The sequence below is a fragment of the Microbacterium sp. LWO12-1.2 genome, assembly GCF_040675875.1.
Taxonomy (GTDB): Bacteria; Actinomycetota; Actinomycetes; order Actinomycetales; family Microbacteriaceae; genus Microbacterium.
On the sequence record NZ_JBEGII010000001.1, the window covers coordinates 729,959 to 754,136 of the forward strand.

The window sequence follows — 24,178 nt, forward strand, 5'->3', positions numbered from 1 at the left end:
GACGGATGCTGAGGGAAGACTGACAGTCGCCCTGTCGCGGGGCGGCGCTCCACGGTCGGACGCCACTGCGCGGTTAACCTGAAGCCATGGGTGCTCGACTTCGTGTGGTTCTGGATCAGCTGGTGCACGTCGTCGACCCCGATCAGGCCGCAGCGGCGGTGGATCTGACGCACGGTCTCGTGGTGACGGCGCCGTCCGGGTGCTCCGTCGACGCCATCGTCCCGTCCGGCACCGACGTCTCGATCCGCGGTGTCGAAGACGTGCGAACCCTCTCGTTGGCTCGTCGCGAGCTCGCCGCGTCGTGGCAACTCGGTTTCGCACCGGGAGTCGGCGGCGGACTCATCCACTCGCCGACCCTGTTGGCACCGCTCGTTCGCCATGACAGGGTGCACGACAACGATCAGACGACGGTCACCGTGTGGGATCTCGCCGCGTGGGATGCACCGGACACTCTCTCCAAGGCGACGGTCGCGTGGCAACGGGCGATGCTGCGGAGGGCCGTGAAGCACGCCGACGCCGTCGTGGTGCCGTCGCACGCTATCGCAGAGAGACTGGCGGAGCTCGTCAAGCTGGGGGATCGCATCCGCGTGATCGCGGGAGCCGCCCCGCGCGGTTTCGCTGTACCGTCGGATTCCGCGGAGCGCAGGGCCGCTCTCTCGCTGCCGGAACGCTACGTGGTGTTGACGGGGTCAAAGGCGACGCTGGCTGAAGGTTTCCGGGGCGCTGTCGCAGCGGATCGCGAAGCCGTTGTGCTCGATGCCGCCGAGGGGACCGACCCTCATCTTGCCGAGATCGCATCGGCAGCCGGGCTCCCGGAGCGTCGGGCGCATATACGCGGCGCGCTGTCTGCGGACGATCGTGCGGCCGTCCTCGCCGGCGCGGAGACGTTCGTCGCCACGGATCCGCTCTTGGCCTGGCCATGGCGGGCGGTGGAAGCCATGACCGTTGGGATACCGCTCGTCGCTGTCGACAGTGGATCGCATCATGACGTGATCGCTGACGGTGGTCGTCTGGTGGCGGAAACGGATCTGGCTCAGGCCGTGGCCGACGCGGTCGGATCAGCGGGGGATCGGCTCAGGGTGCTCGCCGCTGATCGTTCGCGAGCGTTCTCGTGGGCGAGTTCGGCAGAGCGAGTCTGGGCCCTGCACGCCGACCTCTAATCCCCTGGGAGCAGCCTGCGCATCCACGCGACACGCCGGGTCTTTGTGGCGTGTCGCTCGTAACAGTGGCATCATCTCGCAACTTCCGTCACACTGGTCACATGTCTCGACGTGCCCCACGCTCTCGAAACACACTGCGGAGTCCCCAGCTCCTCACCTGTTTCCTCGCTGCCTTCGCTGTCCTCCTCGGTACCGTGATCCCCGCCGGTGCCGCGACGGCGTCTGCCCCCGCGCCCGCCGCAGCGTCAGTGGTGCAGTCCCGTGACGTGAAGTCGACGCTCGTCGGATTCACCCCGGGGAACATCATCAGCGACCTCGTGTTCACTTACAAGGACTCGATGACAGAGGCGCAGATCCAATCCTTCTTCAACAGCAAGGTCGCCCGATGCCTGGGCGGTACGGACGAGAAGGGCAGGCCCATCGTCTGCCTCAAGGATTTCAAGATCACGTCGGTGACACGGCCGGCCGACGCTTACTGCAGCGGATACTCCGGCGCGGCCAACGAGTCGGCCGCCCGGATCATCTACCGCGTCGCGCAGTCGTGCAACATCAATCCGCAGGTGCTGATCGTGATGCTCCAGAAAGAGCAGGGTCTGGTCACGAGCACATGGCCGAGTGCCTGGCGCTACGACATCGCGCTGGGACAGGGGTGCCCTGACAACGCGCCCTGCGATCCCCAGTACGTCGGCTTCTTCCACCAGATCTATGGCGCCGCGCGCCAGATGCAGATCTATATGGAAGGCAAGTGGTTCCAGTGGTACGCCCCGGGGAAGACCTGGAACATCCTCTACAACCCGGAGCCGAAGCTGGGTTGCGGCTCGTCGCCGGTCTACGTCGCGAACAAGGCGACCTCGGCGCTCTACTACTACACGCCGTACCAGCCGAATGCGGCGGCGCTCCGGGCGGGATACGGCACCGGCGACCTCTGCTCGGCCTACGGCAACCGAAACTTCTACAACTACTTCACCGACTGGTTCGGATCGACCCAGTCCCCGGCAGGGCCCTCCCTCGCCTCCGTGAACTCCTCTTCCTACATGCTCGGCATCGACAGTGCCGGCGCCCTCTGGGGATACCCGTTCGCGAAGAGCGCCTGGGGCAACCGCAAACAGCTGGCGAGCGGCCTCGCCGGCGTGACCTCGACGATGATGGTCGGCGACCTGAACGGCAACGGCACCCGTGACCTGGTCATCCGCCAGCAGAACGGCGTATCCGTGCTGCGCGGCAACGGCTCCGGTTTCGACGCGCCGCAGCCGCTGAACCTCGACTGGAGCTCTGTCGTCCTCTCGACAGCGGCCGGTGACCTCGACGGAGATGGGATCCCCGATGTGGTGACCACTGCAACCAACGGCGACCTAATGCTCTGGCGAGGCAACGACAAGGGCGGGCTGCTCCCGGCGATCCGCATCGGTTGGGGCTGGGCCGGTATGAACGTGCTCGTGGGTAACATCGACCTCAACCGCGACGGCAATCCTGACCTCATCGGACGGGACGCCTCCGGTCGTCTGTTCGTCTACTACGGAGACGGAGCCGGCGGCTGGACCGGGTCGCGTCAGATCGGCCAGGGGTGGGGTGGGATGACCTCGATCTTCGTCCCCGGCGACTTCACCGGCGACGGAATCAGCGACATCGCGGCGCGTACGGCCAACGGCGATCTCTACATGTACCCGGGCGATGGAGCGGGCGCCATTACCTCGACGGGCAAGATCGGCAACGGCTGGCAGGTCCTTTCCGCTCTGTCCGGCTCGGGCGGTGCCGTGGTCGGACCGCGGTCCATGCCTGCGGGCGCGGGCGACGTGGATCGGGACGGCGGCCCCGATGTAGTCGGACTCACGCCGGAGGGCAACCTCAACCTCTATCGCGGGAACGGCACCGGCGCCTGGCGCGGCTCGAAGCAGATCGGCTCCGGGTGGGCTGCAGGAGATCGCATGATCACACTGGGCGATTTCAACAGCGACGGCTATCGCGACCTCGGTCGCATCACGGTCGCCGGACAGTTCTGGTTGATCCCCGGCACGGCGGGCGGCTACGGACAACCGGTCATGATCGGCACGGGATGGCAGACCCTCACGCTCGTCGTGGGCGGTCTCGATTTCGACGGCGACCGGAACACGGACGTGATCGGACGCAACTCGGCCGGGAATCTGGTGTACTACCGAGGCGACGGCAAGGGTGGCTGGGCCAGTCAAGCCCTGCAGATCGGGGTCGGCTGGGGAGGGTTCGACATGGCCGTCAACGGGGGAGACTTCGACGGAGACGGCCGAGCGGACCTGATCATGCGCACCTCGGATGCGCGGCTCTGGGTGTACCCCACGAACGGTGCCGGGGGGTGGGGCACCCCGCGCGGGATCGGACAGGGCTGGGGTTCATTCAGCGCGCTGTTCAGCCCGGGAGACTTCGACGGCAACGGCACATCCGACCTGATGGGCCGCCACACGAACGGCAATCTCTACCTGTTCCGCGGCGATGGCCGTGGCGGCTGGGGTACGAGCGGAGTCATCGGCAACGGGTGGGGTGGGTTCACGGCTCTCGGCTGATCGGCGCGCGCCTCCGGGCGCTCAGGGTGGGTGCCATAGGATACTGAAGTGCGCCGTGGCGACCGCCACCGCAGCTGAATGAGTGGGCCAGTGACCGATACCCGTGATCTTTTCTCCGCCGTCCCGCGCACTGCATTCGATACACCTGGCACGAGCCGGGGTCTGATCGATGTGGTGCGCTGGCGCTACCTGCTGTACCTGCTGGTGCGGACGGGCGTCACGACGCGCTACCGCAACTCGGTGCTGGGCTGGACGTGGTCGTACGTTCGCCCCGGCGCACAGTTCCTGGTGTTCTGGGTGGTGCTCGGGCTCTTCCTCAGCCTCAACAGGGACATCCAGAACTATCCGGTCTACCTGTTCTCGGGCATCGTCGTCATCAACCTCTTCTCCGAGGCGTTCAAGAACGCGACGACGTCGATCGTGAACAACGCGCCTCTGGTGCGCAAAGTCTTCCTGCCGCGTCAGCTGTTCGCGGTGTCGTCTGTGATGGTCGCGTTCATCCACTTCCTCCCGCAGCTCGCTCTGCTGCTCATCGTGTGCCTCTTCATGGGGTGGATCACGAGCATCACCGTGCTGTCCGTGCTCGCCGCGCTGGCCGGCATCCTGATCGTGACGCTGTTCGCCCTCGGCATGGGCCTCTTCTTCGGGGCGATCAACGTGCGCTTCCGCGACGCGGAGAACATCGTAGAGTTGCTGCTCCTGCTCGCCACCTGGGCCTCACCGGTCCTGTACTCCTGGACCATGGTGCAGGAGGCCGTCCACAAGCTCGGCTGGCCGAGCTGGATGCTGGAGCTGTACATGCTCAACCCGATTACGCAGGGCGTCGAGCTGTTCCACTACGCATTCTGGCGTCCTGTCACAGGATCCGTGATGGAACTTCCCCCCGGGCTCGGGTGGAACACGCTGTGGACTTTCCTGATCGCCGTGGCCACGCTCCTGATCGGACAACTCGTTTTCCGACGCCTTGAGGGAAGGTTCGCGCAAGACCTATGAGCACCGCAATCGCTGGACGCCCGAGCATCATTGTCGACGGTGTCCGCAAGAACTTCACCCTGAACCATGCGTTGTCCCTCAAGGACACTGTGGTGTCCTGGATTCGTCGGCAGAAGACGTCGAGCACGTTCGAAGCTCTGAAGGGACTCGACCTCGTCATCAACGAGGGGGAGTCCGTCGCGATCCTCGGTCTGAACGGCTCAGGTAAGTCGACACTCCTCAAGCTGATCTCCGGTGTCATGGAGCCAGACGCGGGTGAGGTGCTCACCCGCGGTAGGGTGGCCGGCCTCATCGAGGTCGGTGCCGGTTTCCACCCCGAGCTTTCCGGCCGCGAGAACGTGTTCCTCAACGCGGCTATCCTCGGGATGCAGCGCAAGGAGATCGAGGAGCGCTACGACGAGATCGTGGCGTTCAGCGAGATCGAGCAGTTCATCGACCAGGAGGTCAAGCACTACTCCTCCGGCATGTTCATGCGTCTGGCCTTCTCCGTCGCGATCCACGTCGAGCTCGATGTCCTCCTCGTCGACGAGATCCTCTCTGTCGGAGACGCACCGTTCCGGGAGAAGTGCCGGCTCAAGTTCGGCGAGCTGATCGCGCAGAAGAAGACTCTCGTCGTGGTCAGCCACGACATGGAGATGGTCCGCGAGCTGTGTACCAGAGGCGTGGTGATCAACAAGGGCGAGGTCGTGTACGACGGTGAGATCGAAGGCGCGATCGCGTTGGTCGACGAATGATCATCGACTGGATCGCGCACTCCGGGCTGCTACTGCTCGCGCTGCTCGTGGTCTTCCTCCCCGGGCTGCTGGTGGGGCTGGCCCTGCGATTGCGCGGGCTGATGCTGTGGGCATCTGCCCCGAGCATCTCCGTCGGCCTGCTCTCACTGCTGGCGATCGTCTTCCCTCTGCTCGGCATCCGATGGGCGCTCACCGCGGTCGCGCTGGCCGTCGTGATCATCGCTGTGGTCAGCCTTCTGGTCTCCTTCGGTGTGCGCCACGGTCGTGAGATCGTGGACGCTCCGCGTCCGCAGGCGGGCCATGCACTCCTCGTAGTCGTCGGACTCGTCGTGGGCGGGGGACTGAACGCTGCACGGCTGATGACATATGTCGGCACGCCGACCGCGATCTCTCAGACGAACGACGCCGTCTTCCATCTGAACGCCCTGCGCTGGGCCGCCGAGTCGGGGACCGTCTCGTCGCTGGATCTCTCCGGCCTCCTCGGAGGCACGACGTTCTACCCGGCCGCGTGGCATGCGATCACGTCGCTGGTCGCTCCGGACATCGAGCTGATCCCCGTCGCTGCGAACATGGTGGCTCTCGTCATCGCCGCCGCCGTCTGGCCGCTCGGCGTGACGCTTCTCGCATCGGTGGTCAGCCGGGGGGACAGGATCGTCACCGCGCTGGCCGCCGCGCTCTCAGCGGGACTGATGGCGTTCCCGCAGCTCATGTTCGAGTGGGGCGTCCTCTACCCCTACGCGGTGTCGCTCGCCGTGGTCCCTGCAGCAGTCGCTCTCACGATCACGGCTGTGCGCTCGTGGCGGGGAGCCCGGCGGGGTGATCGTCTGCGTCTCGCCGCGGGACCGGGCGTCGCCGCACTCCTGGCCGTGGCAGCCGTGACGCTGTCGCAGCCGTCTTCGGTGCTGGCCTGGGGCTTGCTGGTGATGCTCTGGTTCACGGGCAGCCTGCTCGTGGGCATTCGCTCTCCGCAGGCACGTCCCGTGCTCCGCTGGGTGGCGATCGCCGGCGGCTGGGCCGCGTTGGCGATCGTCTGGCTCATCTTGGCGTACCTCGCCGGCCCCGTTCTGTGGAGGTCGTACCGTGGCGTGTTCGGGGCAGTCGCCGATGTGCTCGTGAACAGCCATTCGCTCCTTCCTGCTGCCTGGGGAATGAGCGTGCTCCTCCTGGCGGGTGTCGTCGCCGCCGTGCGCGAAAGACGCCTGCGCTGGTTGCTCATCGGCTGGGCAGGTTTCTCGGTGCTCTACATCGTCAGCGTGAGCACCGACCTTCCGGTGATCAAGCGGGTGCTCACAGGGCCGTGGTATGGGGATTCCTTCCGTCTCGCCGCCATGGTGCCGATAGTGGTCGTGCCGCTCGCGGCCTTCGGACTCGCGATGATCATCCGCATCATCACGACCGCTGTTCCCCGGCTCTCCCGTGCGCGCCGCGATGCGGTCGCCCTGGCCTCGATGGCGGTCATCGCCATCGTGGGTGCGATCGGGATCGTGCTGACGCCCGTGGTCCTGCTGAGGGTCGCCGACGAGACCGACGAGCAGTCCCGGTACACCATGAATGCGGACAGCTACCTCTCTGCCGACGAGTACCGGCTCCTGACTGAGCTCCCGGAGCTCGTGCCGCGGGACGCACTGCTCATCGCCAATCCGTCGACCGGAGCGGGCTTCGCCTACGTGCTGGGCGAGAGGGACATCGTCCCGCGCACCTGGGCGCCGCCGCAGTCCCTGGCATGGGATCTGATCGCCGATGGCCTGCGCGACGCCGGAGACGATCCTGCGATCTGCGAGGCACTCGCCGCCTACGGTGCGCCCGACTACGTCCTGGACTTCGGTGTGGGAGGGACCGGGCCGGGGGAGTACCTCATGCCAGGCATGACGGACTTCGAGGGGCGCCCCGGGTTCGAGGAGGTCGCCCGCGAAGGCGAAGCCAGCCTCTGGCGGATCACCGCCTGCGACTGATCAGTCGTCCTTCGGGTCGCCGTGAGGCGTGCTCTCCGGCTCCTCATCGTGCTGATCGCGTGCGGCCTGCAGTAGGGCGAGCTTGCGCGCCAGCAGTGTGAGGCTGCGCTGCTGCGCCGCGTTCTTCCGAGACTGCGTGTACACGAAGACCATGAACACGACCACGAATGCGTACAAGAGCAGGTCGGTGCCACGCCCGACTCCCACGAGGTTCGCGACCCACGTGAGCCACTGCGGGAACATGATGGACACGATCGCCACGAGAGCGAACGCCCCGAACATGAGCCGACGGATCGCCAGGTGGCTGTCCGCGCCGGTGCGTCGCATGAAGACGGCGCCGATCGCGATCACGGCGGCGATGAGAAGGATCTGAATCCACATGGTATTCACCGCACGATCAGATCGACGAGGATGTTGACGGAGTTGAGCACCGATTGCCCCTTGGCTTTCGAATAGTCGGTGTAGAGCAGCTCTACGGGATGCTCGATCCACGGAAGGCCCGTGTCGCCGAGCTGGAGCACGATCTCGGTGGCGTGCGCCATCCTGTCCTGCTTGAGCTGGATGCGGGATGCCGCGTCCGCGCGGATGACCCGCAGGCCGTTGTGTGCGTCGGTGAGCTTCACACTCGTGGTCATGTTCGTGACCCAGACGGCGGTCTTGAGGATGACGCGCTTCATCCATCCCGGGTTGGTGCGATCATCGAGGAAGCGGGAGCCGAAAACGATCGCCGCACCGCTTTCGCGAGCCGCGGCCACCATCGACACGGCGTCATCCACGCGGTGCTGACCGTCGGCGTCGAAGGTCACGATGTACTCGCAGCCCGGGTGCGAGAGCGCGTAGTCGATACCTGTCTGCAAGGCGGCGCCCTGACCGAGGTTGATCGGGTGCTCGACGATGTGGGCGCCGGCGCGCCTGGCCACGTCGAGCGAGCCGTCCGTGGAGCCGTCGTCGATGCACACGACGTTCGGGAAGTGGGGGAGGAGTCCCGCGATGACAGCGGCGATGACGGTCGCCTCGTTGTACAGCGGGACGACAACCCAGGTATGGGGGTCGGGAGTGGCTGGGTTGGTCACACCCCTATCCTCTCAGGAAACGCCTGAGCAAGCAGATAGGATGACCGAGTCCCCTTCTGGAACCACAAGGAGAATCCCGCATGCCCTCACCGACCGATGTCCGAATCGTCGATTCGGCCGATGTGTCCCCTGAGGCGAAGATCGGAGCCGGCAGCTCGATCTGGCACCTGGCGCAGGTGCGCGAGAACGCGCAGCTCGGCGAGAACTGCATCATCGGCCGCGGGGCCTATGTCGGCACGGGCGTCGTCATGGGTGACAACTGCAAGGTGCAGAACTACGCCCTCGTCTACGAGCCGGCGAAGCTCGCCGACGGCGTGTTCATCGGCCCTGCCGTGGTCCTGACGAACGATACCTACCCTCGTGCCATCAATGCCGATGGCACCATCAAGAGCGCGCACGATTGGGAGCCCGTCGGCGTGACCATCGAGCGCGGCGCGGCGATCGGAGCACGCGCGACCTGCGTGGCGCCTGTGACGATCGGGGCCTGGGCCACCGTGGCCGCAGGAGCCGTCGTCGTGAAGGACGTTCCCGCTTATGCGCTCGTCGCCGGCGTCCCCGCGCGTCGTATCGGCTGGGTGGGCGAAACCGGTGTGCCGCTGGTCCCCGGCGAACAGGACATGACCTGGGTGTGCCCCTCGACAGGTGCTCACTACATCGAAACTGACGGAACACTGACCAAGGAGACCGTGTGAGCGATTTCATCCCCCCGGCAAAGCCGATCATCGGCGAAGAAGAACGCGAGGCCGTCGACCGGGTGCTGCGCAGCGGCATGGTCGCGCAGGGCCCCGAGGTCGCCTCGTTCGAGCAGGAGTTCTCCGCGCACTTCGTGCCGGGCCGCCCCTCCGTCGCCGTCAACTCCGGCACGGCAGGGCTCCACCTCGGTCTGCTCGCGGCAGGTGTCGGCGCAGGCGACGAGGTCATCGTGCCGTCGTTCACATTCGCCGCCACGGGCAACTCGGTAGCCCTCACGGGCGCGACGCCGGTGTTCGTCGACATCGAGCCCGATACCTTCAGCCTCGACCCCGCGGCCGTAGCCGCGGCTATCACGCCGAAGACCAAGGGCATCCTGCCTGTGCACCTCTATGGGCACCCGGCGCGTATGCGCGAGCTCGAGGCACTGGCGTCAGAGCGCGGTGTCGCCCTGTACGAGGACGCAGCACAGGCGCACGGCGCCTCGCTCGACGGACGTCCCGTCGGCTCCTTCGGCGAGTTCGCGATGTTCAGCCTCTACCCGACGAAGAACATGACCAGTGGTGAGGGCGGCATGGTCACGACGGCCACCGACGAGATCGCGCGGCAGGTCAAACTCCTGCGCAACCAGGGTATGGAGCGTCAGTACGAGAACGAGGTCATCGGCTTCAATGCCCGTATGACCGACCTGCATGCCGCGATCGGTCGTGTGCAGCTGACCAAGGTCGACGCGTGGACGAAGACCCGTCAGCAGAATGCGGCGTTCCTCGACGCGAACCTTCAGGGCGTCGTTGTCCCGGTCGTCGCAGACGGTGCCGTGCACGTGTACCACCAGTACACGATCCGCGTCCCCGAGGACCGCGACGGCTTCGTGGCCGCGCTGAAGAACGAGCACAACGTGGGCGCCGGGGTCTACTACCCGATCCCGAACCACCGACTGCCCTCGCTTGCGCACTTCGCACCAGGACTCGACCTTCCCGAGACCGAGCGCGCGGCGCGGGAGGTGGCCTCGCTGCCGGTGCATCCCTCGCTGAGCCAGGACGACCTGGAGCGCATCGTCGCCGCCGTGAACACCATCGCAGGAGCGGGCGCCTGATGGCCAACCTGCGCGCTGGCCTGCTGGGCGTCGGGATGATGGGGCGTAACCACGCCCGCGTGCTCCGCGACGTCGACGGTATCGACCTCGTCGCGATCGCGGACCCCGGTGGTGACCCGCACAAGGTCGCAGGCGAACTCTCGATCTTGCCGGACATCGAGTCTCTCATCGCGGCCGGAATCGACATCGCGGTGGTCGCGGTGCCGACCGCCTTCCACGAGGATGCCGCGCTCAAGCTCGCTGAAGCCGGTGTCCACACGCTCGTGGAGAAGCCGATCGCGCACTCCGTGGAGGCGGGGCGACGGATGACCGATGCCTTCGCTGCCAAGGGCCTCATCGGTGCCGTCGGCCATGTCGAGCGTTTCAACCCCGCCGTGCAAGAGATGCGCCGCCGGATCGAAGGCGGTGAGCTCGGCGACGTCTACCAGATCGCGACGCGCCGCCAGAGCACATTCCCCGCCCGCATCGCCGACGTCGGTGTCGCGAAGGATCTCGCCTCGCACGACATCGACCTCACGAGCTGGGTCGCCCAGAGCGAATACACGACCGTGTTCGCCCAGACCGCACACAAGAGCGGTCGCGAGTTCGAGGACATGATCACCGTCACGGGGCGTCTCGCGAACGGTGTGATCGTCAACCACCTCGTGAACTGGCTGTCGCCGATGAAGGAACGGGTCACCGTTGCCACAGGTGACCGCGGCACGTTCATCGCCGATACCTCCACCGGCGACCTCACGTTCTACGCCAACGGGACGATCCCTCTCGAGTGGGAGTCGATGCTGGCCTTCCGTGGCGTGTCGGAAGGCGACATCACGCGCTACTCCTTCGCTAAGCGGGAGCCGCTCAAGGTGGAGCACGAAGCGTTCCGCGATGCCGTTCTCGGCAAGCCGAACCACGTGGTCACCATGGAACAGGGCCTCCGCACGCTCGAGGTCGTCGAAGCCGCACTGGCATCCGCCGGTACCGGCGCATCCGTAGCACTCTGAACGCGAGAACATGAAACGCATCTGGCCGGTCCTCAAGGCCCTCCTCCCGCTGCTGCCGACAGGTGCGCAGCGGTACTTCGTCGGCTACATGATCGCCACGACGCTCATCACGGTGCTCGATGTGGTGGCGATGTCATTGCTCGCGCTCATCATCGGTCCGGCGCTGACGGGAGGTGCGCTGAACATCCCGCTGATCGGCGAGGTGTCGACGGACATGACTCCGTTGCTCGTCCTCGGTGCCTGCGCGTTGATCATCCTGAAGTCGGTGCTCTCGGTCACGCTGCACTGGTTCGCCACTCGCCGGTTCGCGAAGTACGAGCTCGAGATCGGCGATCGGATGTTCAAGGCCTACATCAACTCCAGCTGGGAAGAGCGCTCCAAGCGCACTGTCGCGGAGATCACCCGAATCGCGGACGGCGGCATCGCCAACACGATGTCGGGGTTCCTGTTGCCCTTGATGCGTGTTCCGAGCTCGGTGTTCACCTTTGTCCTGATCATCGGGGTGCTTCTCGTCGTAGACCCGATCACCGCGATCATCGCCATGGTGTATCTGCTGCTTGTCGCCTTCGTCGTACACCAGGTCGTCACCCGGCGCTCGCTGGAAGCGGCGACCGTCAACCGCAACTACAGCTATCGCGTCGCGATCCTGATGACCGAGATGATGGAGGCGCTGAAGGAGCTCAGCCTGCGCAACCGACTCGCCGATGTCGCGCAGCTGGTGACGGACAGCCGGCACCACTCGGTGCGGGCGCGGGCGAACGCGTCGTTCCTCGGTGTGGTCCCGTCCTTCGCCTTCGAGTCCGCCCTGATCGGAGGCGTCGTCATCATCGGAGCTGTCTCCTTCTGGCAGGGCGGCCTGGCCGCTGCGCTGTCTTCTGTGGCGCTCTTCACTGCGACTGGCTTCCGGTTGATCCCCGCGATCAGCGGCATCCAGGGCGGTATCGTGCAGGGTGTCGCGAGCATTCCCGCGGCGCAGGACGTCATTGGCGACCTCACCGCCGCCGAGAAGGACATGGAGGTCTCACGGACGCCGGCCGATACTGCCGAGCTCGCCGAGAACCCGCGTCTTCTCAGGCTGTCCGACGTTCACTTCCGCTATCCCGGTGCGGACGAGGACGTCATCCGCGGTCTCTCGCTCGACATCCCGCTCGGGAGCTCCCTGGGAATCGTCGGCCCCTCAGGGGCGGGAAAATCGACCCTCATCGACCTGCTTCTCGGTCTCAGTCAGGCGACCACCGGAGAGATCGAGATCGACGGCCATCCACTCACCAACGTGCTGCGTCAGTGGCGCGGACGGGTGGGATATGTGCCGCAGCGAGTTGCGCTGTTCGACGCCTCGATCGCGCAGAACGTGGCGCTCACCTGGACCGAGGAGATCGACCGTGAGCGCGTCGAGTACGCGCTGGAGCGTGCGCAGCTCAGTTCGCTGGTCGCCTCTCGCGCGAACGGCATCGATGAGCGCATCGGCGAGCGGGGAGTCTCGCTCTCCGGAGGACAGCAGCAGCGCCTCGGCATCGCCAGAGCCCTGTACACCGACCCGCTCGTTCTCGTGCTCGACGAGGCGACAAGCTCTCTCGACACGAAGACCGAGGACGAGGTCACCAAAGCGATCCGCTCGCTCCGTGGCGAGGTGACGCTGATCTCGGTGGCACACCGACTGTCGACGATCAAGGACTACGATCGCATCTGCTACATGGACGACGGCGTGATCGCGGCGCAGGGATCGTTCATCGAGGTCGCATCCTCGCTGCCGGCCTTCGCCGAGCAGGTCCTGCTTGCGGGACTCGCCGGAGAACTCGAGCGCAAGGCCTGAGGCCTCTCGCGCGCTGCCACCGACCGGATCAGCTGATCCGGTCGGTGCGGTTGGCGGCGAAGAACAGGCGCATCATGCCCTGTCTGTGCAGCGACAGCCACGGGTTCGGTGTCAGAAGTGCGCCGAAGGAACGCTGATTCCAGCGATCGTTGGCGAGCACCTTGATCCGCTCTACGTCGGGGGCGGCTGCGAACGCTTCCGCGATGATCCGGTGGTCGACACGGGACAGTAGTCGGAGCGCACGGGGCGCCAGCTGTTCGAGGCGGTCGAGCGTGTCTCGCAGCTCGGGCTGGTGGGACACGAGCTCTTCCGCGCTTGTCGCTCGCACACCGATCGCGCTGAGGAACTGGATGCGCAGGAGCTTGACGACGATTGCGGTCCGAGACTGTTCGCGCAGACTGCGGAACCAGTCTGCGCCCTCAAGTTCGGCGAGGAAAGCGAAGTCCTCTCGCACAGGGCGCGGAGTGAAGGTGACTCGATCCTTCTCGTCCTCGTGACCGACGTAGGCCGGGCCGTCGATGTCGACGGCGAGGTTCCGTCCGCGGAACCAAAGCTCGGCGGTGAAAGCGATGTCCTCGCCGGAGGAGAGCCCCTCGGAGAAGCGCAGGTGTCCGAATCTGTCGCGGTCGATCAGACCGAGCGGCGCGCTCCGGTACGCGAGGCGGTCCTTTGCGGCATCCAGACGCCGTGATCGTCTGCCATCTCGCAGCGGAGGCAGCGGGTTGTTGTGCCGCCCGATGATCGCGATCTTCGGTATCACGGTGCTTGCGCCTGTCGATCGCTGCACACGGAGCCAGGAGTCGAGTGCGCCGGGGGCGAACTCGTCGTCGGAGCCGAGGAGCGCGATGAACGGTGCAGTGGAGTTCGCGAAGCCTGCGTTCATCGGTCCGGCGGGGGAGCGGATGCCGTCTTGGAGATCGAGCATGAGAACGCGGTCGTCGGTGGCGAGGTCGCCGAGGTTGTCGCGGATGATCGCAGGATCGATGTTGTGTGCGACGACGATGACTCGCACTGGCGCCTCGGTGCCGTCGAGCACCGAGGCGACGGCACGCCGGATAGGACGGCTCGCGGAGTGGACCGCGATCGTAACGTCCACCAGAGGAGCGACAGCGGTCACAGCTGGCCGACCCTCTGCGAGCGCGCACCGGCGAAAAGCGTGCGTAGCGGCGCCTGCCGGTGCAGGGCCAGGAACGGATTCCGGGTGAGCTGTGCTCCGAGGGAGAGGTAGATCCATCGACGCCCGAGGAGGGCGCGTGTGCGCTCGGGATCAGGGTAGCCGGTGCGAAGCTCGTCGATGACCCGTCGGTCCGCCTGCGAGAGGACGGACAGCACCCCCGGCGCCCACCCGCAGACCCGATCCAGCATTCGGAGGAGTTCGTCGCTCACCGACGCGATCCCCGGGCTGTCGAGGCGGGCGGCCACCGCATCGAAGAAGTGGATGCGAATCAGCTTGACCGCGAGCGCGCGTCGATCAGCGGACGATGTGCGGGCGAACCAGTCCGCGTCCTCGATCGTACGCAGGAACTCGAAATCGGCCGCGACGCTCCGTGGAGCAGATGTGACCCGGTCGTCCGCGTCGTCGTGTCCCACATAGGGCGGGCCGTAAAGGTCATACGCAATGCTCTCCGCGGTGATCCAGAGTGCGGCCGAGTAGGAGAGATCCTCGCCCGATGCCAGGCCCTGCGCGAACCGGAGGTCGCCGAAGCGTGAACGGTCGATGAGGCCGAGTGGCGCGCTCCGATAGTGCAGACGATCGCGATCCGCGCTAAGACCGGTGGTGCGACGGCCTCGCCTGACCGGCGGGTACGGGTCTGGGCCGCCCGTCACGAGTCGAATGCGACCGATCACCACCTGGGCTCCGGTGCGCCGCTGGAGAGCGAGCCAGGAGTCGATCGCGCCCGGCGCGAACTCGTCGTCAGAGCCGAGGAGTGTGTGGAACCGCGCCGTGGCCTCCGCCATACCGAGGTTCATCGGGCCGGCCGGCGATGGAATGCCGTCGCGCAGGGCGAGCAGACGCACGTCCGGGTGATCGGCGTACTCGCCGAGGTTCGTCCGGATGATCTCCGGGTCGATGTTGTGCGCGACCACGTTCACGCGGACCGGCGCCGCAGTGCCGTTCACGACGGAGGCGACGGCGCGCGCGATCGGGCGGGTGGCTGAGTGGACGGCGATCGTGACATCGACAAGTGGAGATTCCATACCAGGTCGATGTTACCGCGAGGCTTCGGCTCGTCCCTACGGCAGCATGTCGCGGAGCGTGCGATACGGCGCCTGTCGGTGCAGCGAGAGGAACGGGTTTGCGGTCAGGCGACCGTCCGGGCCGCCTCCCCACCGAGCCGTGAGGTGGGTTCGGATCTGCTCCGCGGAGGGCGCGCTGCCACCGAGTTCGACCAGTACCTTCCGATCCGCTCGGGCGAGGAGGGCGATGGCGCCGGGGGACATCCGCTCGATCCTGGCGGCGACGGCGAGAAGCTCGGCGCTGTGTGCCTCGATACCGCCGGGGGCTTCGAGGCGCGCGGCAACGGCATCCATCAGATGCACGCGCAGGTTCTTGACGCCGAAGGCCCGTCGCAGGTCTGCGCCCGCCGCCGCGTACCAGGGCCGCGCAGCGACGATATCCAGAAAGGCGAAGTCCTCAGCCAGCGGCCGCACCGTCCTGGTCACGCGATCGGTGGCGTCGTCGTGGCCGAAGTAGGCGGGGCCGTTCCGGTCGTAGGCGATGTGGGAGCCGGTGAACCAAAGCTCTGCGGTGAACTCCAGGTCCTCTCCCGACGCGAGGCCGGGGGTGAAACGGAGGTGCCCGAAGCGGGAGCGGTCGATGAGCCCGAGCGGCATGCATCGGTAAAGGAGCCGGTCCTTGACCGGATCGAGATCGCGCGTGCGTCCTCGCCGTGTGGGCGGCGTGGTCTCGACGCTCTGCTCGACGCGGACACGAGGGATGACGGTCGTGGCTCCCGTCGACACGGCGACGGTATGCCAGGAGTCGAGTGCGCCGGGGTCGAGTTCATCGTCTGAGCCGAGTACGCAGAAGTACGGTGCCTCCGCGGCGTCGATGCCGTGGTTCATCGGGCCGGCCGGAGACGAGATCCCGTCCTGGAGCGAGAGCACCCGCACCCCCGGATGATCTGCAAGATCGGCGAGGTTCGCGGCGATGGCGTCGGCATTGGTGTTGTGAGCGACGACCGTGACGCGGACGGCAACGGTGTTCGCGAGCACCGAGCGAACTGCGCGCTCGATCGGACGACTGGGCGTGTGCACGGGGATGACCACGTCCACGTCGGGCAACGGCATGTGCTCGATTCTAACGGGCGCTGCCGAGCGCTGGGCCGTCTGCAGGTATCCTTGCTCCAGCCGGTCGCCCCTGCGGACCGTGCGTCCTCACCGACAAGAAGGCAACTTCCGCGTGCACGCTGTATCGACCCTCGCCCAGCGGACCGGACGGCTCGACTCGCTCACCGGTCTGCGGTGGTGGGCCGCTTTCGCAGTGTTCCTGTACCACATGAACAACTTCGCGCCCCTCCCGGGCCCGACCCAGACGGTGCTGCTCAACGGCTATCTCGGCGTGACATTCTTCTTTGTACTGTCCGGGTTCGTCTTGACCTGGTCAGCGCGCCCGGCAGTGCCGATCTCGACGTTCTACTGGCGAAGATTCGCGCGCATCTGGCCCGCGCACATGGTTGCACTCCTGATCGCGATCCCGGTGTTCTACACGCTGTTCCCCGTCGGCGATGGTAGCTTCCTCAAGCCGTTCGATCTGGCGATCCTCTTGTTGTCAGTGCCCATCATCCAAGCCTGGTGGTCGAACCCGATGATCCTTTTCTCGGGGAACCCGGCGGCGTGGACTCTGACCTGCGAAGCCTTCTTCTATGCGCTTCACCCGTGGATCTCGCGGGTGCTCGTTCCGATGGCGAAGCGCGGCGCATTGCTTCTCGCGGCTGGCGTCGTTCTGTACGCCTTCGCGTTCCGGCTCACGGCGCTGCTCTGGCCCGAGAGCGGTCTCGGGATCGTCCCGGTTCCGATGCAGCGGCTTCCCGAGTTCGTGTTGGGTATGGCGTTGGCGTGGGCGATGCGCTCGGGGTGGCGTCCGCGCATTCACCCGCTCATCGGAGTGGCGACTCTGGGGGCCGTGGTGGCGCTCCGACTAGTCGCCGAGCGCTATGCCGCGGGCGGGCCTTGGGGAGTTCTCGTCGACGGGATATCCAACGAACTCTTCACGGTCGCCTGTGGGATCGCGATCGTGGCTCTTGCCAACCATGCGCTGCGTGGGGGACGGATCTGGTTTGCCTCGACCTGGCAGGTGCGTCTCGGAGAGTGGTCTTTCGCCTTCTACCTGGTGCACGCGACGTTCATCTACCTCGCACTGCGGATTTTCGGCTACCAGCCGGCGTCCTGGACGAATCTTCTCTGGTTCGCGGCCCTGTTCGTTGTCGACCTGGTCGCCGCGTGGGCGCTGCACACCTTCGTCGAGCATGCCCTGGAGAAGCGGATGCGCCGTTGGAAGGACAACCGCGACGAGAAGCGGGTGAAGGTTCGCGTCGCGTCAGTCTGACGTGCGGATCCACCCGTTCAGCAGTGCCTCGGCGCTGCGCGCACCCGAGTGCACGGCCTCGACGAATCGCGGGCCGGCGGCAGCCGCAGCACGCGCCGTCTCCGGATCCTCGATCAGCGCGGTGATGACCGACCTGAGCGTCTCGGGGTCGGCCTCCACGATGGGAAGCGGCATTCCGATCTCGGCGGCGATGCGCGCGCGGATGTCGGGAAGCACGTGCCCGACGACCACTCGACCCGCGGCCATCGCTTCGCAAGCGGCCACACCGTACGACCCGAGGCGGAACTGATCCAGCACGATGTCTGCGTCGGCGAGGATGCCCGGCATGCGGTCGGAGCTGACGCCGGTGATCAGCTCGTACTCGACCGCGCCCCCGTCGATCAACGGTGCGAGCGCCGGTTCGATGAGGTGGCTGCCCTTCTGCACGGCAGAGCTGGAGGAATGGATGACCCGCACATGATCCTTGGCCATCGCAGGCTGGTCGGTGCGGAACCGATCGATGTCGATCACGACAGGGCACCAGATGCCCCACGGTACGTCGTCGAGGAGATCGGGAGTCGAGACGAAGGTCGGACGGCGCAGTCGCGTGAGCAGTTCGAGATTCGCGTCCGCATCGGCCTGCAGCACCTCGGTGCGTGGATCCTCCGGATACGGCGACCATGGCGTGCGACGGGCGTGTTCACGAGGATTGCGGATATCGGTGCCATGAGAAAGGAAAGCCACCGAGACACCGGCTTCCTCCAGCGCAGTGACCTCTGCGCTCACCTGTCGATCGAACAGCCGACCGAACAGGGGGCGCTCGGCCTCGATGAGCACGTGGGAGAACTGTCGCACGGCATCCCACTCCGCCTGCGTCCACTCCGACGACGATGTGGACGCGACAGGTACGGGAGTGTCCGCAGGGAAGGAGAATCCGATGGGCAGCACGATCTCCATGTTGCGCGCGCGGAGGTCAGGGGCAGCCGTCTCGAGGGCGCGAGCCCATCGGTACCCCTGGCCCGAGTAGTTCGTGGGGCCGATGAAGACCCGGACGGGGGCGTCGGGGACGTCCGTGATGGGAGCCTCGCCGCCGCCCAAGGCCCGATGAGCGAGACGACCGATCAGACCGTCGGGGTCGCGGGCCGCCGAATCGAGAGCACGATTGACCCACGTGGGAAGCTGCGAGCGGTTCCTGATGATCCACCCGGCGATGGCGTTGAGCTGTCTGCGCATCTCAGGCGTGCTCCGCGGCATCGTCGCCGGACGCTTCGAGCACGTCCACGACTCGTGCGGCGACGGCCGCGAGCGAATGGCCGGCTGCGGTCCAAGCCGCCACCCGGTGGCGTTCCGGAGCGGTGAGCGGATCCGTTGCCAGTGCCGTCATGGCTGCAGCGACGGACGCGGCATCGTATGTGCTCACGATCCCGCCGCGGACCTCCGCGTTCGCGCGGTGGAGAAACGCACCCGTGGGCCCGGCCTCCGGCCCCACGAAGATCACGGGGCATCCGGCGGCCATCGACGAATAGGCTTTGGTGGCGAAGGCATATTCGTATCCCGAGTCGGGGAGCTGGGTGGCGAAGCTGGCCACCGCCCGGTGCAGGTGGGGGACGAGGTCGGCGCTCGGTATGGTCTCGATGAAATCGACGGCGTGGTCGACGCCGAGCTCCCTCGCGCGTTGCTCGAGTGCCTCCCGCTCGCTGCCGTTTCCGATGAACCGGAGGACGTATCCGGGATGCGTGACGGTGAACGCCGCGAACCCATCCACGATGATCTCCGCACCGTGCCAATGCGAATATGTGCCCGCGTACACGAACACACGTTCGGTCGGCACCTCTGCCTCTGTCGGCGGGAGGAACGAGGTGGTGTCGGCGCCGAATCCCGTCACGACGACCGGCCGCGAGATACCGAGGGTGGCGATGCGATCCAGGACGCCCTGCGAGATCGTGACGATCGCGCGCGCTCCCCGCATCGCGAAGCGCTCCGTCGCCCGCAAGACGCGGAGCACGAGCCGTGATGCGGTCACCTGCTGAGCAGCGTCCGACCAGACATCCGCGGCATCGTAGACGTAGGGGATGCGGCGCAGTGTGCACACGACGCGGACGACGAAACCGGTGGTGGGCGGTGGCTCCATGAAGACCACGTCGGGCCGGGGGAGGAAGAGCAGCCGGAAGAACAGAGGCACATCGAAGCTGAGATACGGGAGGTAGCCCCGCACGTAGCCGCTGCGGTCGCGCAGCACAGGAGACATGCGCACGTCTTCGGCTGGCTCGCCGACGTCGATGCCGTGCGGAGGCCGCGCTGTGAGAACGGTGACGTGGTGCCCGCGAGCGACGGCGTCGTCGGCGACAGCTCCGAGGAATGAGGATGCCGCGGATGGTTCAGGACGGTAGATGCGAGAGACGATCGCGATGCGCATGCTCATGCCGCGAGGAAATGCTTCATCAGCTGATCGCGCGAGAAGTCGCCGTTGTGGAGGCGGGCCACGAAGTCCTTGCCGGTACGGGCGATGGCTCGGTACTCGTCGCGCCGAACGGCGATGTCACGGAGCATATGCTCGAGGGTGTCCGGCGTTGTATCCGGTATCGGCAGCGCCATGCCCGCGTGGGTCTCGACCTCACGGCGCACCTGCTCCGTGATGTGAGCGAGGACGACACGCCCCGACGTCATGCTCTCGCAGGCCGCGACCCCGTAGTCGCCGATCCGGAACTGATCGAGGACCACGTCGGCTGACGCCATCACGGCGGGCATCTCGTGGTTCGGGACGCGGTCGAGTTGGATGAACTCGATGAGTCCCTCGTCGTGGAGACGTTGGGCGATCGGCACGATCAGGGGTGTTCCCTTGACATGCGGATTCGTGGGGCCGTGGATGACGCGGATGCGGTCGCGTTCGAGAAGCGGTTCGTCATTGATCCACTGTTGCTGGTCGATCACCACTCCGAGGAACTGCGCCTGGGGGAGGTCGACGAGCAGGCCCGCAGTCGAGACGAACGTCGGTAGATCGAGATCCGCGATGGCCGCCAGATTGGCAGCCACGGCCTTCTCCGCGAGGTCGACGGGGATCCACTCGTCGCTGTCGGTGAACGGGGACCACGGCGTCGATTCGAGATGCGTCGACGGCAGGCGCACCTCATTTCCGTGTCCGACGATGCCGACATGCACGCCGCGCTCCCGCAGCAGCGCGGTCTGGCGCCGCAGATCTCCCGAGAACATCCCGCCGAGGATCGGGAAGCACGCTTCGATCAGTACGTGCGTGTAGTTCTCGGCGATCGCGTCGAGCATCGCCTTCTGCCACGCACGCGAGTGCTCGGCGGTGCGCCAGGGGACGGTGTAGTCGGCCGGGTACTGCAGAAGGTTGTTGCCGGAATGCACGTAGTTGACTCCGGAAACCGTGCCGGACGTCTCCGCGGCCCGTGACCACCGGTACCCCTGTCCCGCATAGTTCACAGGGCCGACGAGCATCCGGGTGGGACGGCTGAGGTCGGGCACCGGGGGTGGTGGTGGCGTCACTCCCTGCAGTCGGTCGACCGTCGAGGCGATCGTGTCCTGTACAGGTTTGGGGACGAGTTTCCAGACGGCTTCAACGCGCGGGTGCATCGGCTTCTTCCTGTTCCGTTCCTGACCGGGGGAGCATCAGCCACGCCTGATCGAGGACCTCTGCGGATCGTCGACCGTCGTGGACGGCGCGGACGAATGCATCCCCCGGCGTGCGGAGCTCCTCGAGGTCGTCGCGAGCGGCAAGTTCACGGAGAACGTGTTCGATCGTATCCGGCGTGGCTTCGACGATCGGCGGGGTCATTCCCGTCGCGTTCTTCACGGCGTTCCTGACGCGCTCGCTGAGGTGCCCGACGACGATGCATCCCGAGGCGAGTGCCTCACAGGCGGCGACGCCGTATGAGCCAATCCTGAGCTGATCGATCAGGACGTCGGCCATTGCGAAGCGGTCCGGCATCTGGGCCGTCGGTACGCCCTGGATGATGTCCAGATCGATGATGCCCTCCGCTTCCAGCCGTTCCAGCGTGTTTCGAATGAGGTGCGTCCCTTTGATCACCGACACGGAGGGCGCATGGGCGACGCGCAGGCGCCGGTCGCGACTGCGCGCGCTCCGCGGGCGCTCCCACCGCGAGATGTCGACGGCGACTGGGCACCAGACCGCAGCAGGCAGGTCCTCGAGCAGGTCGGGGGTCGACACGAAGACCGGGCGCCCGCTGGTCTCGAGGAGGTCGATGTTGCGCGTCGCGACGACCTCGTCGCGCGCTGCGTAGATCTCAGGGTCCGCGTAGTGGGACCACGGGTTGTCGCGCAGATGCCGCGATGGCAGGCGCACATCGGTGCCGTGCGCGAGGAAGGCGACATTCACACCGCCCTTCGCAAGGGCATCGACCTGGGCCGCCACGGAACGCCCGAGCAGCCGGCCGAACGGCGGCTCCTCAGCCTCGATCAGGACGTGTGTCGCGCGCTGCGCTGCTTCCAGCTGTGCGCGCTGCCAGGCGGTGTCATTGTGATAGGTCGGCACCGGCACCACGAGATCGGCGGGGTAGTCGAACCCGCAGGGGACCTCGATGGCCATGTTTCGCGCGGAGATGCCCTGCGAGTGTCGCTCGAGTGCCCGGGCCCAGGCGAAGGCCTGGCCGGAGTAGTTGACGGGAGCGATCAACACGCGAGTGAGGCGCTCCTCGAACACGGTCACGCCCACTGCACCGGGGACGGGTTTGCCGTAGCGGCGTGCCGCGATCCGTCCGATGGGGCTCATCGGGGAGTCGGCGATCCGGTCTATCACGGCGTTCACCCACCGGGGGATTCTGTTCCGGTTCACGTCGAGCGTGCATTCTCCGGAGGACAGGAAATCATCTCGCCATTATACCGAGGCGCCGAAACGGGAGGTCAGCGGCAGACGGCTATCATTGAGCGGGTTGCCGCGGTCCCGTTCCGATGGACCGGGACCGATTGGAACGGTGGATCGATGACCTCCTCAGAGCCGGGCAAGAAGGGCTTCTCGCTCAAGGACTATGCGGAGACGCTGCATGCCTACCTTGACAGCGGATATGCGGTCACCAGCTTCGCGAAGTACCTCGATGCGCCGCAGGAGAAGCACCTCATCCTCCGCCACGACATCGACAACAGCATCGAGCAGGCCATGCGCGTCGCCAGGGTCGATGCCGAAGCAGGTTGCTCGTCGAGCATCTTCCTCCGGGTGCATGCGCGTGGATACAGTCTGATGAGTCTGCCCTCGCTCGTGATGATCCGCGAGATGGAAGAACTCGGGCATGAGGTCCAGCTGCACCTCGAGGGAGGCATCGGTGAGGTGCTCGGAGGCGACAATTTTGAGTGGGCCGAGCGTCAGCGGACGGTCTTCGAGACAGCCGTGGGACGCTCGATCGGCGGCTTCAGCCTGCATGAACCTGCGCGCCTTGGCGGGTTCGAGTTCGCCGCAGAACTGCTCGACCGTTGGTCGGACACGGTGAGCTACCACGCCTATGAGCCGCGGTTCATGATGCCCAATATGAAGTATCTGAGCGACAGCAGCGGAAACTGGCGCGAGGGGCACTTCGCCGAATGGATCGACAAGGAGCCGGTCATCCAGGTTCTGACGCACCCCTTCTGGTGGTTCGAGAAGGTGCCGGCCGAGAACTACTGACGGGAGTGGTGCGAGCTCAGCGCTTGTTGTCGCCGAGTCTGCGTGCCGGGTTGCCGATGCGGATCTCATCCGCAGGGACGGACTTCACTGCGACCGCGCCGATGCCCAGAAGAGAGTTGCGCCCCAGAGTCACCCCTTGGATGACGGACGCGTTCGGACCGATCCAGGCATCGTCGTCGATCACGACGCTGCCCGATATCTCCGCGCATGCGGTGATGATCACGTTGCGCCCGATCCGGCAGTTGTGCGCGACGTGCACGTGGTCGTCGATCTTGGTGTGATCGCCCACGCGGGTGGGGGAGATGGTGCCGGAGCACACGGTCGTGAAGTTCCCGACCTCGACGTGCTCCTCGATGATCACCGAGCCGACGTGCGGGATGCGGATGTTGTCACCGTCGGCGTCGCGTTCCATGCCGAAACCCTCCTCGCCGATGACGGCGTGGCTCTTGATGAGAGCGTACGCTCCGATGCGCACGTCATGACCGATAACGACGTGGTCGCGGATCTCAGCACCGTCGGCGACTACTGCGCCGGCGCGGATCACGGTGTACTCGCCGACATGGGCTCCGGGATGCACCTGCGCCTCCGGGTCGACGCGAGCGGTCGCGGCGATGCCGGGGATCGGTCGTCGCGCGAAGTGGGCCGCGACCGCTTGAGCGAAGGCGGCGCGAGCGTTCTGTACGAGAATCGCCGTTCCAACGATGCTCTCGCTGGGGAGCGTGGAGGGGGCCAGCAGGATCGCACCGGCACGGAGCGCGGCGGTGGCCGCATCCGCGTTCGCCACCGGATCGACCACGAAAGTCAGATCGCCCTCCGCAGCCTCACCCAAAGGGGCGAGTCCCGTCACCGCGCGGTCGGGGCCAGCGAGGACGGCGGAGAGCTGTTCGGTGATGACGGCGGCGGTGAGTTGTGGCGCGTTCATGCTCCGACCCTACTGCGACCGGCGCGCCGCGGCCGGCGCCAAAAGGGTGTTGATATGATCGG

The 24,178-nt window shown here is 66.4% G+C and carries 21 protein-coding genes; 11 read left to right on the forward strand and 10 right to left on the reverse strand.

Going from position 1 to position 24,178, the window contains the following annotated elements; genetic code table 11:
- Nucleotides 1–86: 86 nt before the first annotated feature.
- From MRBLWO12_RS03405 to MRBLWO12_RS03425, 5 genes are all read left to right on the forward strand, one after another.
- The gene (locus MRBLWO12_RS03405) at nt 87–1,160 is read left to right on the forward strand and encodes a glycosyltransferase (RefSeq protein WP_363552699.1); all 1,074 of its coding nucleotides are present in this window, start codon (nt 87–89) and stop codon (nt 1,158–1,160) included.
- A gap of 101 nt (nt 1,161–1,261) precedes the next feature.
- Nucleotides 1,262–3,694, forward strand: coding sequence for an FG-GAP repeat domain-containing protein (locus MRBLWO12_RS03410; RefSeq protein WP_363552701.1), 2,433 nt, complete (start codon nt 1,262–1,264; stop codon nt 3,692–3,694).
- A 78-nt stretch (nt 3,695–3,772) separates the two neighbouring features.
- A complete protein-coding gene (locus MRBLWO12_RS03415; protein ID WP_414685438.1) occupies nt 3,773–4,687 on the forward strand; it encodes an ABC transporter permease in 915 nt (304 codons plus the stop codon).
- Entirely contained in the window at nt 4,684–5,421 is a 738-nt protein-coding gene (locus MRBLWO12_RS03420) for an ABC transporter ATP-binding protein (protein ID WP_363552705.1), read from the forward strand. Before MRBLWO12_RS03415 ends, MRBLWO12_RS03420 begins: the two co-directional genes overlap by 4 nt.
- Nucleotides 5,418–7,373: a DUF6541 family protein gene (locus MRBLWO12_RS03425; RefSeq protein WP_363552707.1), complete on the forward strand. Its 1,956-nt coding sequence runs from the start codon at nt 5,418–5,420 to the stop codon at nt 7,371–7,373. The genes MRBLWO12_RS03420 and MRBLWO12_RS03425 overlap by 4 nt, the downstream gene beginning before the upstream one ends.
- Here MRBLWO12_RS03425 and MRBLWO12_RS03430 read toward each other — a convergent pair whose 3' ends face one another.
- Complete coding sequence (locus MRBLWO12_RS03430; RefSeq protein WP_363552709.1) at nt 7,374–7,754, reverse strand: DUF2304 domain-containing protein; 381 nt, start codon at nt 7,752–7,754, stop codon at nt 7,374–7,376.
- Nucleotides 7,755–7,759: 5 nt separating this feature from the next.
- Complete coding sequence (locus MRBLWO12_RS03435; protein ID WP_363552711.1) at nt 7,760–8,446, reverse strand: glycosyltransferase family 2 protein; 687 nt, start codon at nt 8,444–8,446, stop codon at nt 7,760–7,762.
- Between the two features lie 80 nt (nt 8,447–8,526).
- On the opposite strand from MRBLWO12_RS03435, the gene MRBLWO12_RS03440 reads away from it, so the two are divergent.
- From MRBLWO12_RS03440 to MRBLWO12_RS03455, 4 genes are read left to right on the forward strand one after another with little or no spacing between them, the layout of a single operon-like run.
- On the forward strand, nt 8,527–9,138 hold the full coding sequence (locus MRBLWO12_RS03440) for an acyltransferase (RefSeq protein WP_363552713.1): 612 nt from the start codon (nt 8,527–8,529) through the stop codon (nt 9,136–9,138).
- The gene (locus tag MRBLWO12_RS03445) at nt 9,135–10,232 is read left to right on the forward strand and encodes a DegT/DnrJ/EryC1/StrS family aminotransferase (protein ID WP_363552715.1); all 1,098 of its coding nucleotides are present in this window, start codon (nt 9,135–9,137) and stop codon (nt 10,230–10,232) included. Before MRBLWO12_RS03440 ends, MRBLWO12_RS03445 begins: the two co-directional genes overlap by 4 nt.
- The gene (locus MRBLWO12_RS03450) at nt 10,232–11,218 is read left to right on the forward strand and encodes a Gfo/Idh/MocA family oxidoreductase (RefSeq protein ID WP_363552717.1); all 987 of its coding nucleotides are present in this window, start codon (nt 10,232–10,234) and stop codon (nt 11,216–11,218) included. Before MRBLWO12_RS03445 ends, MRBLWO12_RS03450 begins: the two co-directional genes overlap by 1 nt.
- Before the next feature lie 10 nt (nt 11,219–11,228).
- Nucleotides 11,229–13,031 carry an ABC transporter ATP-binding protein gene (locus tag MRBLWO12_RS03455; protein WP_363552719.1) on the forward strand — a complete coding sequence of 601 codons (1,803 nt, stop codon included), beginning with the start codon at nt 11,229–11,231 and terminating at the stop codon, nt 13,029–13,031.
- Nucleotides 13,032–13,059: 28 nt separating this feature from the next.
- On the opposite strand, the gene MRBLWO12_RS03460 is transcribed toward MRBLWO12_RS03455, so the two are convergent.
- The 3 genes from MRBLWO12_RS03460 to MRBLWO12_RS03470 are packed head-to-tail and all read right to left on the reverse strand — an operon-like array spanning nt 13,060 to nt 16,322.
- Nucleotides 13,060–14,148, reverse strand: coding sequence for a glycosyltransferase (locus MRBLWO12_RS03460; protein WP_363552721.1), 1,089 nt, complete (start codon nt 14,146–14,148; stop codon nt 13,060–13,062).
- Nucleotides 14,145–15,230: a glycosyltransferase gene (locus MRBLWO12_RS03465; RefSeq protein WP_363552723.1), complete on the reverse strand. Its 1,086-nt coding sequence runs from the start codon at nt 15,228–15,230 to the stop codon at nt 14,145–14,147. The genes MRBLWO12_RS03460 and MRBLWO12_RS03465 overlap by 4 nt, the downstream gene beginning before the upstream one ends.
- Before the next feature lie 36 nt (nt 15,231–15,266).
- Nucleotides 15,267–16,322 (reverse strand): glycosyltransferase family A protein, encoded by a 1,056-nt coding sequence (locus tag MRBLWO12_RS03470; protein ID WP_363552725.1) that lies wholly within the window; start codon nt 16,320–16,322, stop codon nt 15,267–15,269.
- A 112-nt stretch (nt 16,323–16,434) separates the two neighbouring features.
- Here MRBLWO12_RS03470 and MRBLWO12_RS03475 point away from each other — a divergent pair, with 112 nt between their 5' ends.
- Entirely contained in the window at nt 16,435–17,580 is a 1,146-nt protein-coding gene (locus MRBLWO12_RS03475; protein ID WP_363552727.1) for an acyltransferase family protein, read from the forward strand.
- On the opposite strand, the gene MRBLWO12_RS03480 is transcribed toward MRBLWO12_RS03475, so the two are convergent.
- From MRBLWO12_RS03480 to MRBLWO12_RS03495, 4 genes are read right to left on the reverse strand one after another with little or no spacing between them, the layout of a single operon-like run.
- Complete coding sequence (locus MRBLWO12_RS03480) at nt 17,572–18,792, reverse strand: glycosyltransferase (RefSeq protein WP_363552729.1); 1,221 nt, start codon at nt 18,790–18,792, stop codon at nt 17,572–17,574. The two genes, MRBLWO12_RS03475 and MRBLWO12_RS03480, sit on opposite strands and share 9 nt — an antisense overlap.
- A gap of 1 nt (nt 18,793) precedes the next feature.
- Nucleotides 18,794–19,981 (reverse strand): glycosyltransferase, encoded by a 1,188-nt coding sequence (locus MRBLWO12_RS03485; protein WP_363552731.1) that lies wholly within the window; start codon nt 19,979–19,981, stop codon nt 18,794–18,796.
- Nucleotides 19,978–21,153 (reverse strand): glycosyltransferase, encoded by a 1,176-nt coding sequence (locus MRBLWO12_RS03490; RefSeq protein ID WP_363552733.1) that lies wholly within the window; start codon nt 21,151–21,153, stop codon nt 19,978–19,980. Before MRBLWO12_RS03490 ends, MRBLWO12_RS03485 begins: the two co-directional genes overlap by 4 nt.
- Nucleotides 21,137–22,345, reverse strand: coding sequence for a hypothetical protein (locus MRBLWO12_RS03495; protein WP_363552735.1), 1,209 nt, complete (start codon nt 22,343–22,345; stop codon nt 21,137–21,139). Before MRBLWO12_RS03495 ends, MRBLWO12_RS03490 begins: the two co-directional genes overlap by 17 nt.
- A 174-nt stretch (nt 22,346–22,519) precedes the next feature.
- Between MRBLWO12_RS03495 and MRBLWO12_RS03500 the strand changes: the two genes are divergently transcribed.
- Nucleotides 22,520–23,194 carry a GCN5 family acetyltransferase gene (locus MRBLWO12_RS03500; protein ID WP_363552737.1) on the forward strand — a complete coding sequence of 225 codons (675 nt, stop codon included), beginning with the start codon at nt 22,520–22,522 and terminating at the stop codon, nt 23,192–23,194.
- 16 nt (nt 23,195–23,210) lie between these two features.
- On the opposite strand, the gene MRBLWO12_RS03505 is transcribed toward MRBLWO12_RS03500, so the two are convergent.
- Nucleotides 23,211–24,116, reverse strand: coding sequence for an LpxD N-terminal domain-containing protein (locus tag MRBLWO12_RS03505; RefSeq protein ID WP_363552739.1), 906 nt, complete (start codon nt 24,114–24,116; stop codon nt 23,211–23,213).
- Nucleotides 24,117–24,178: the final 62 nt, after the last annotated feature.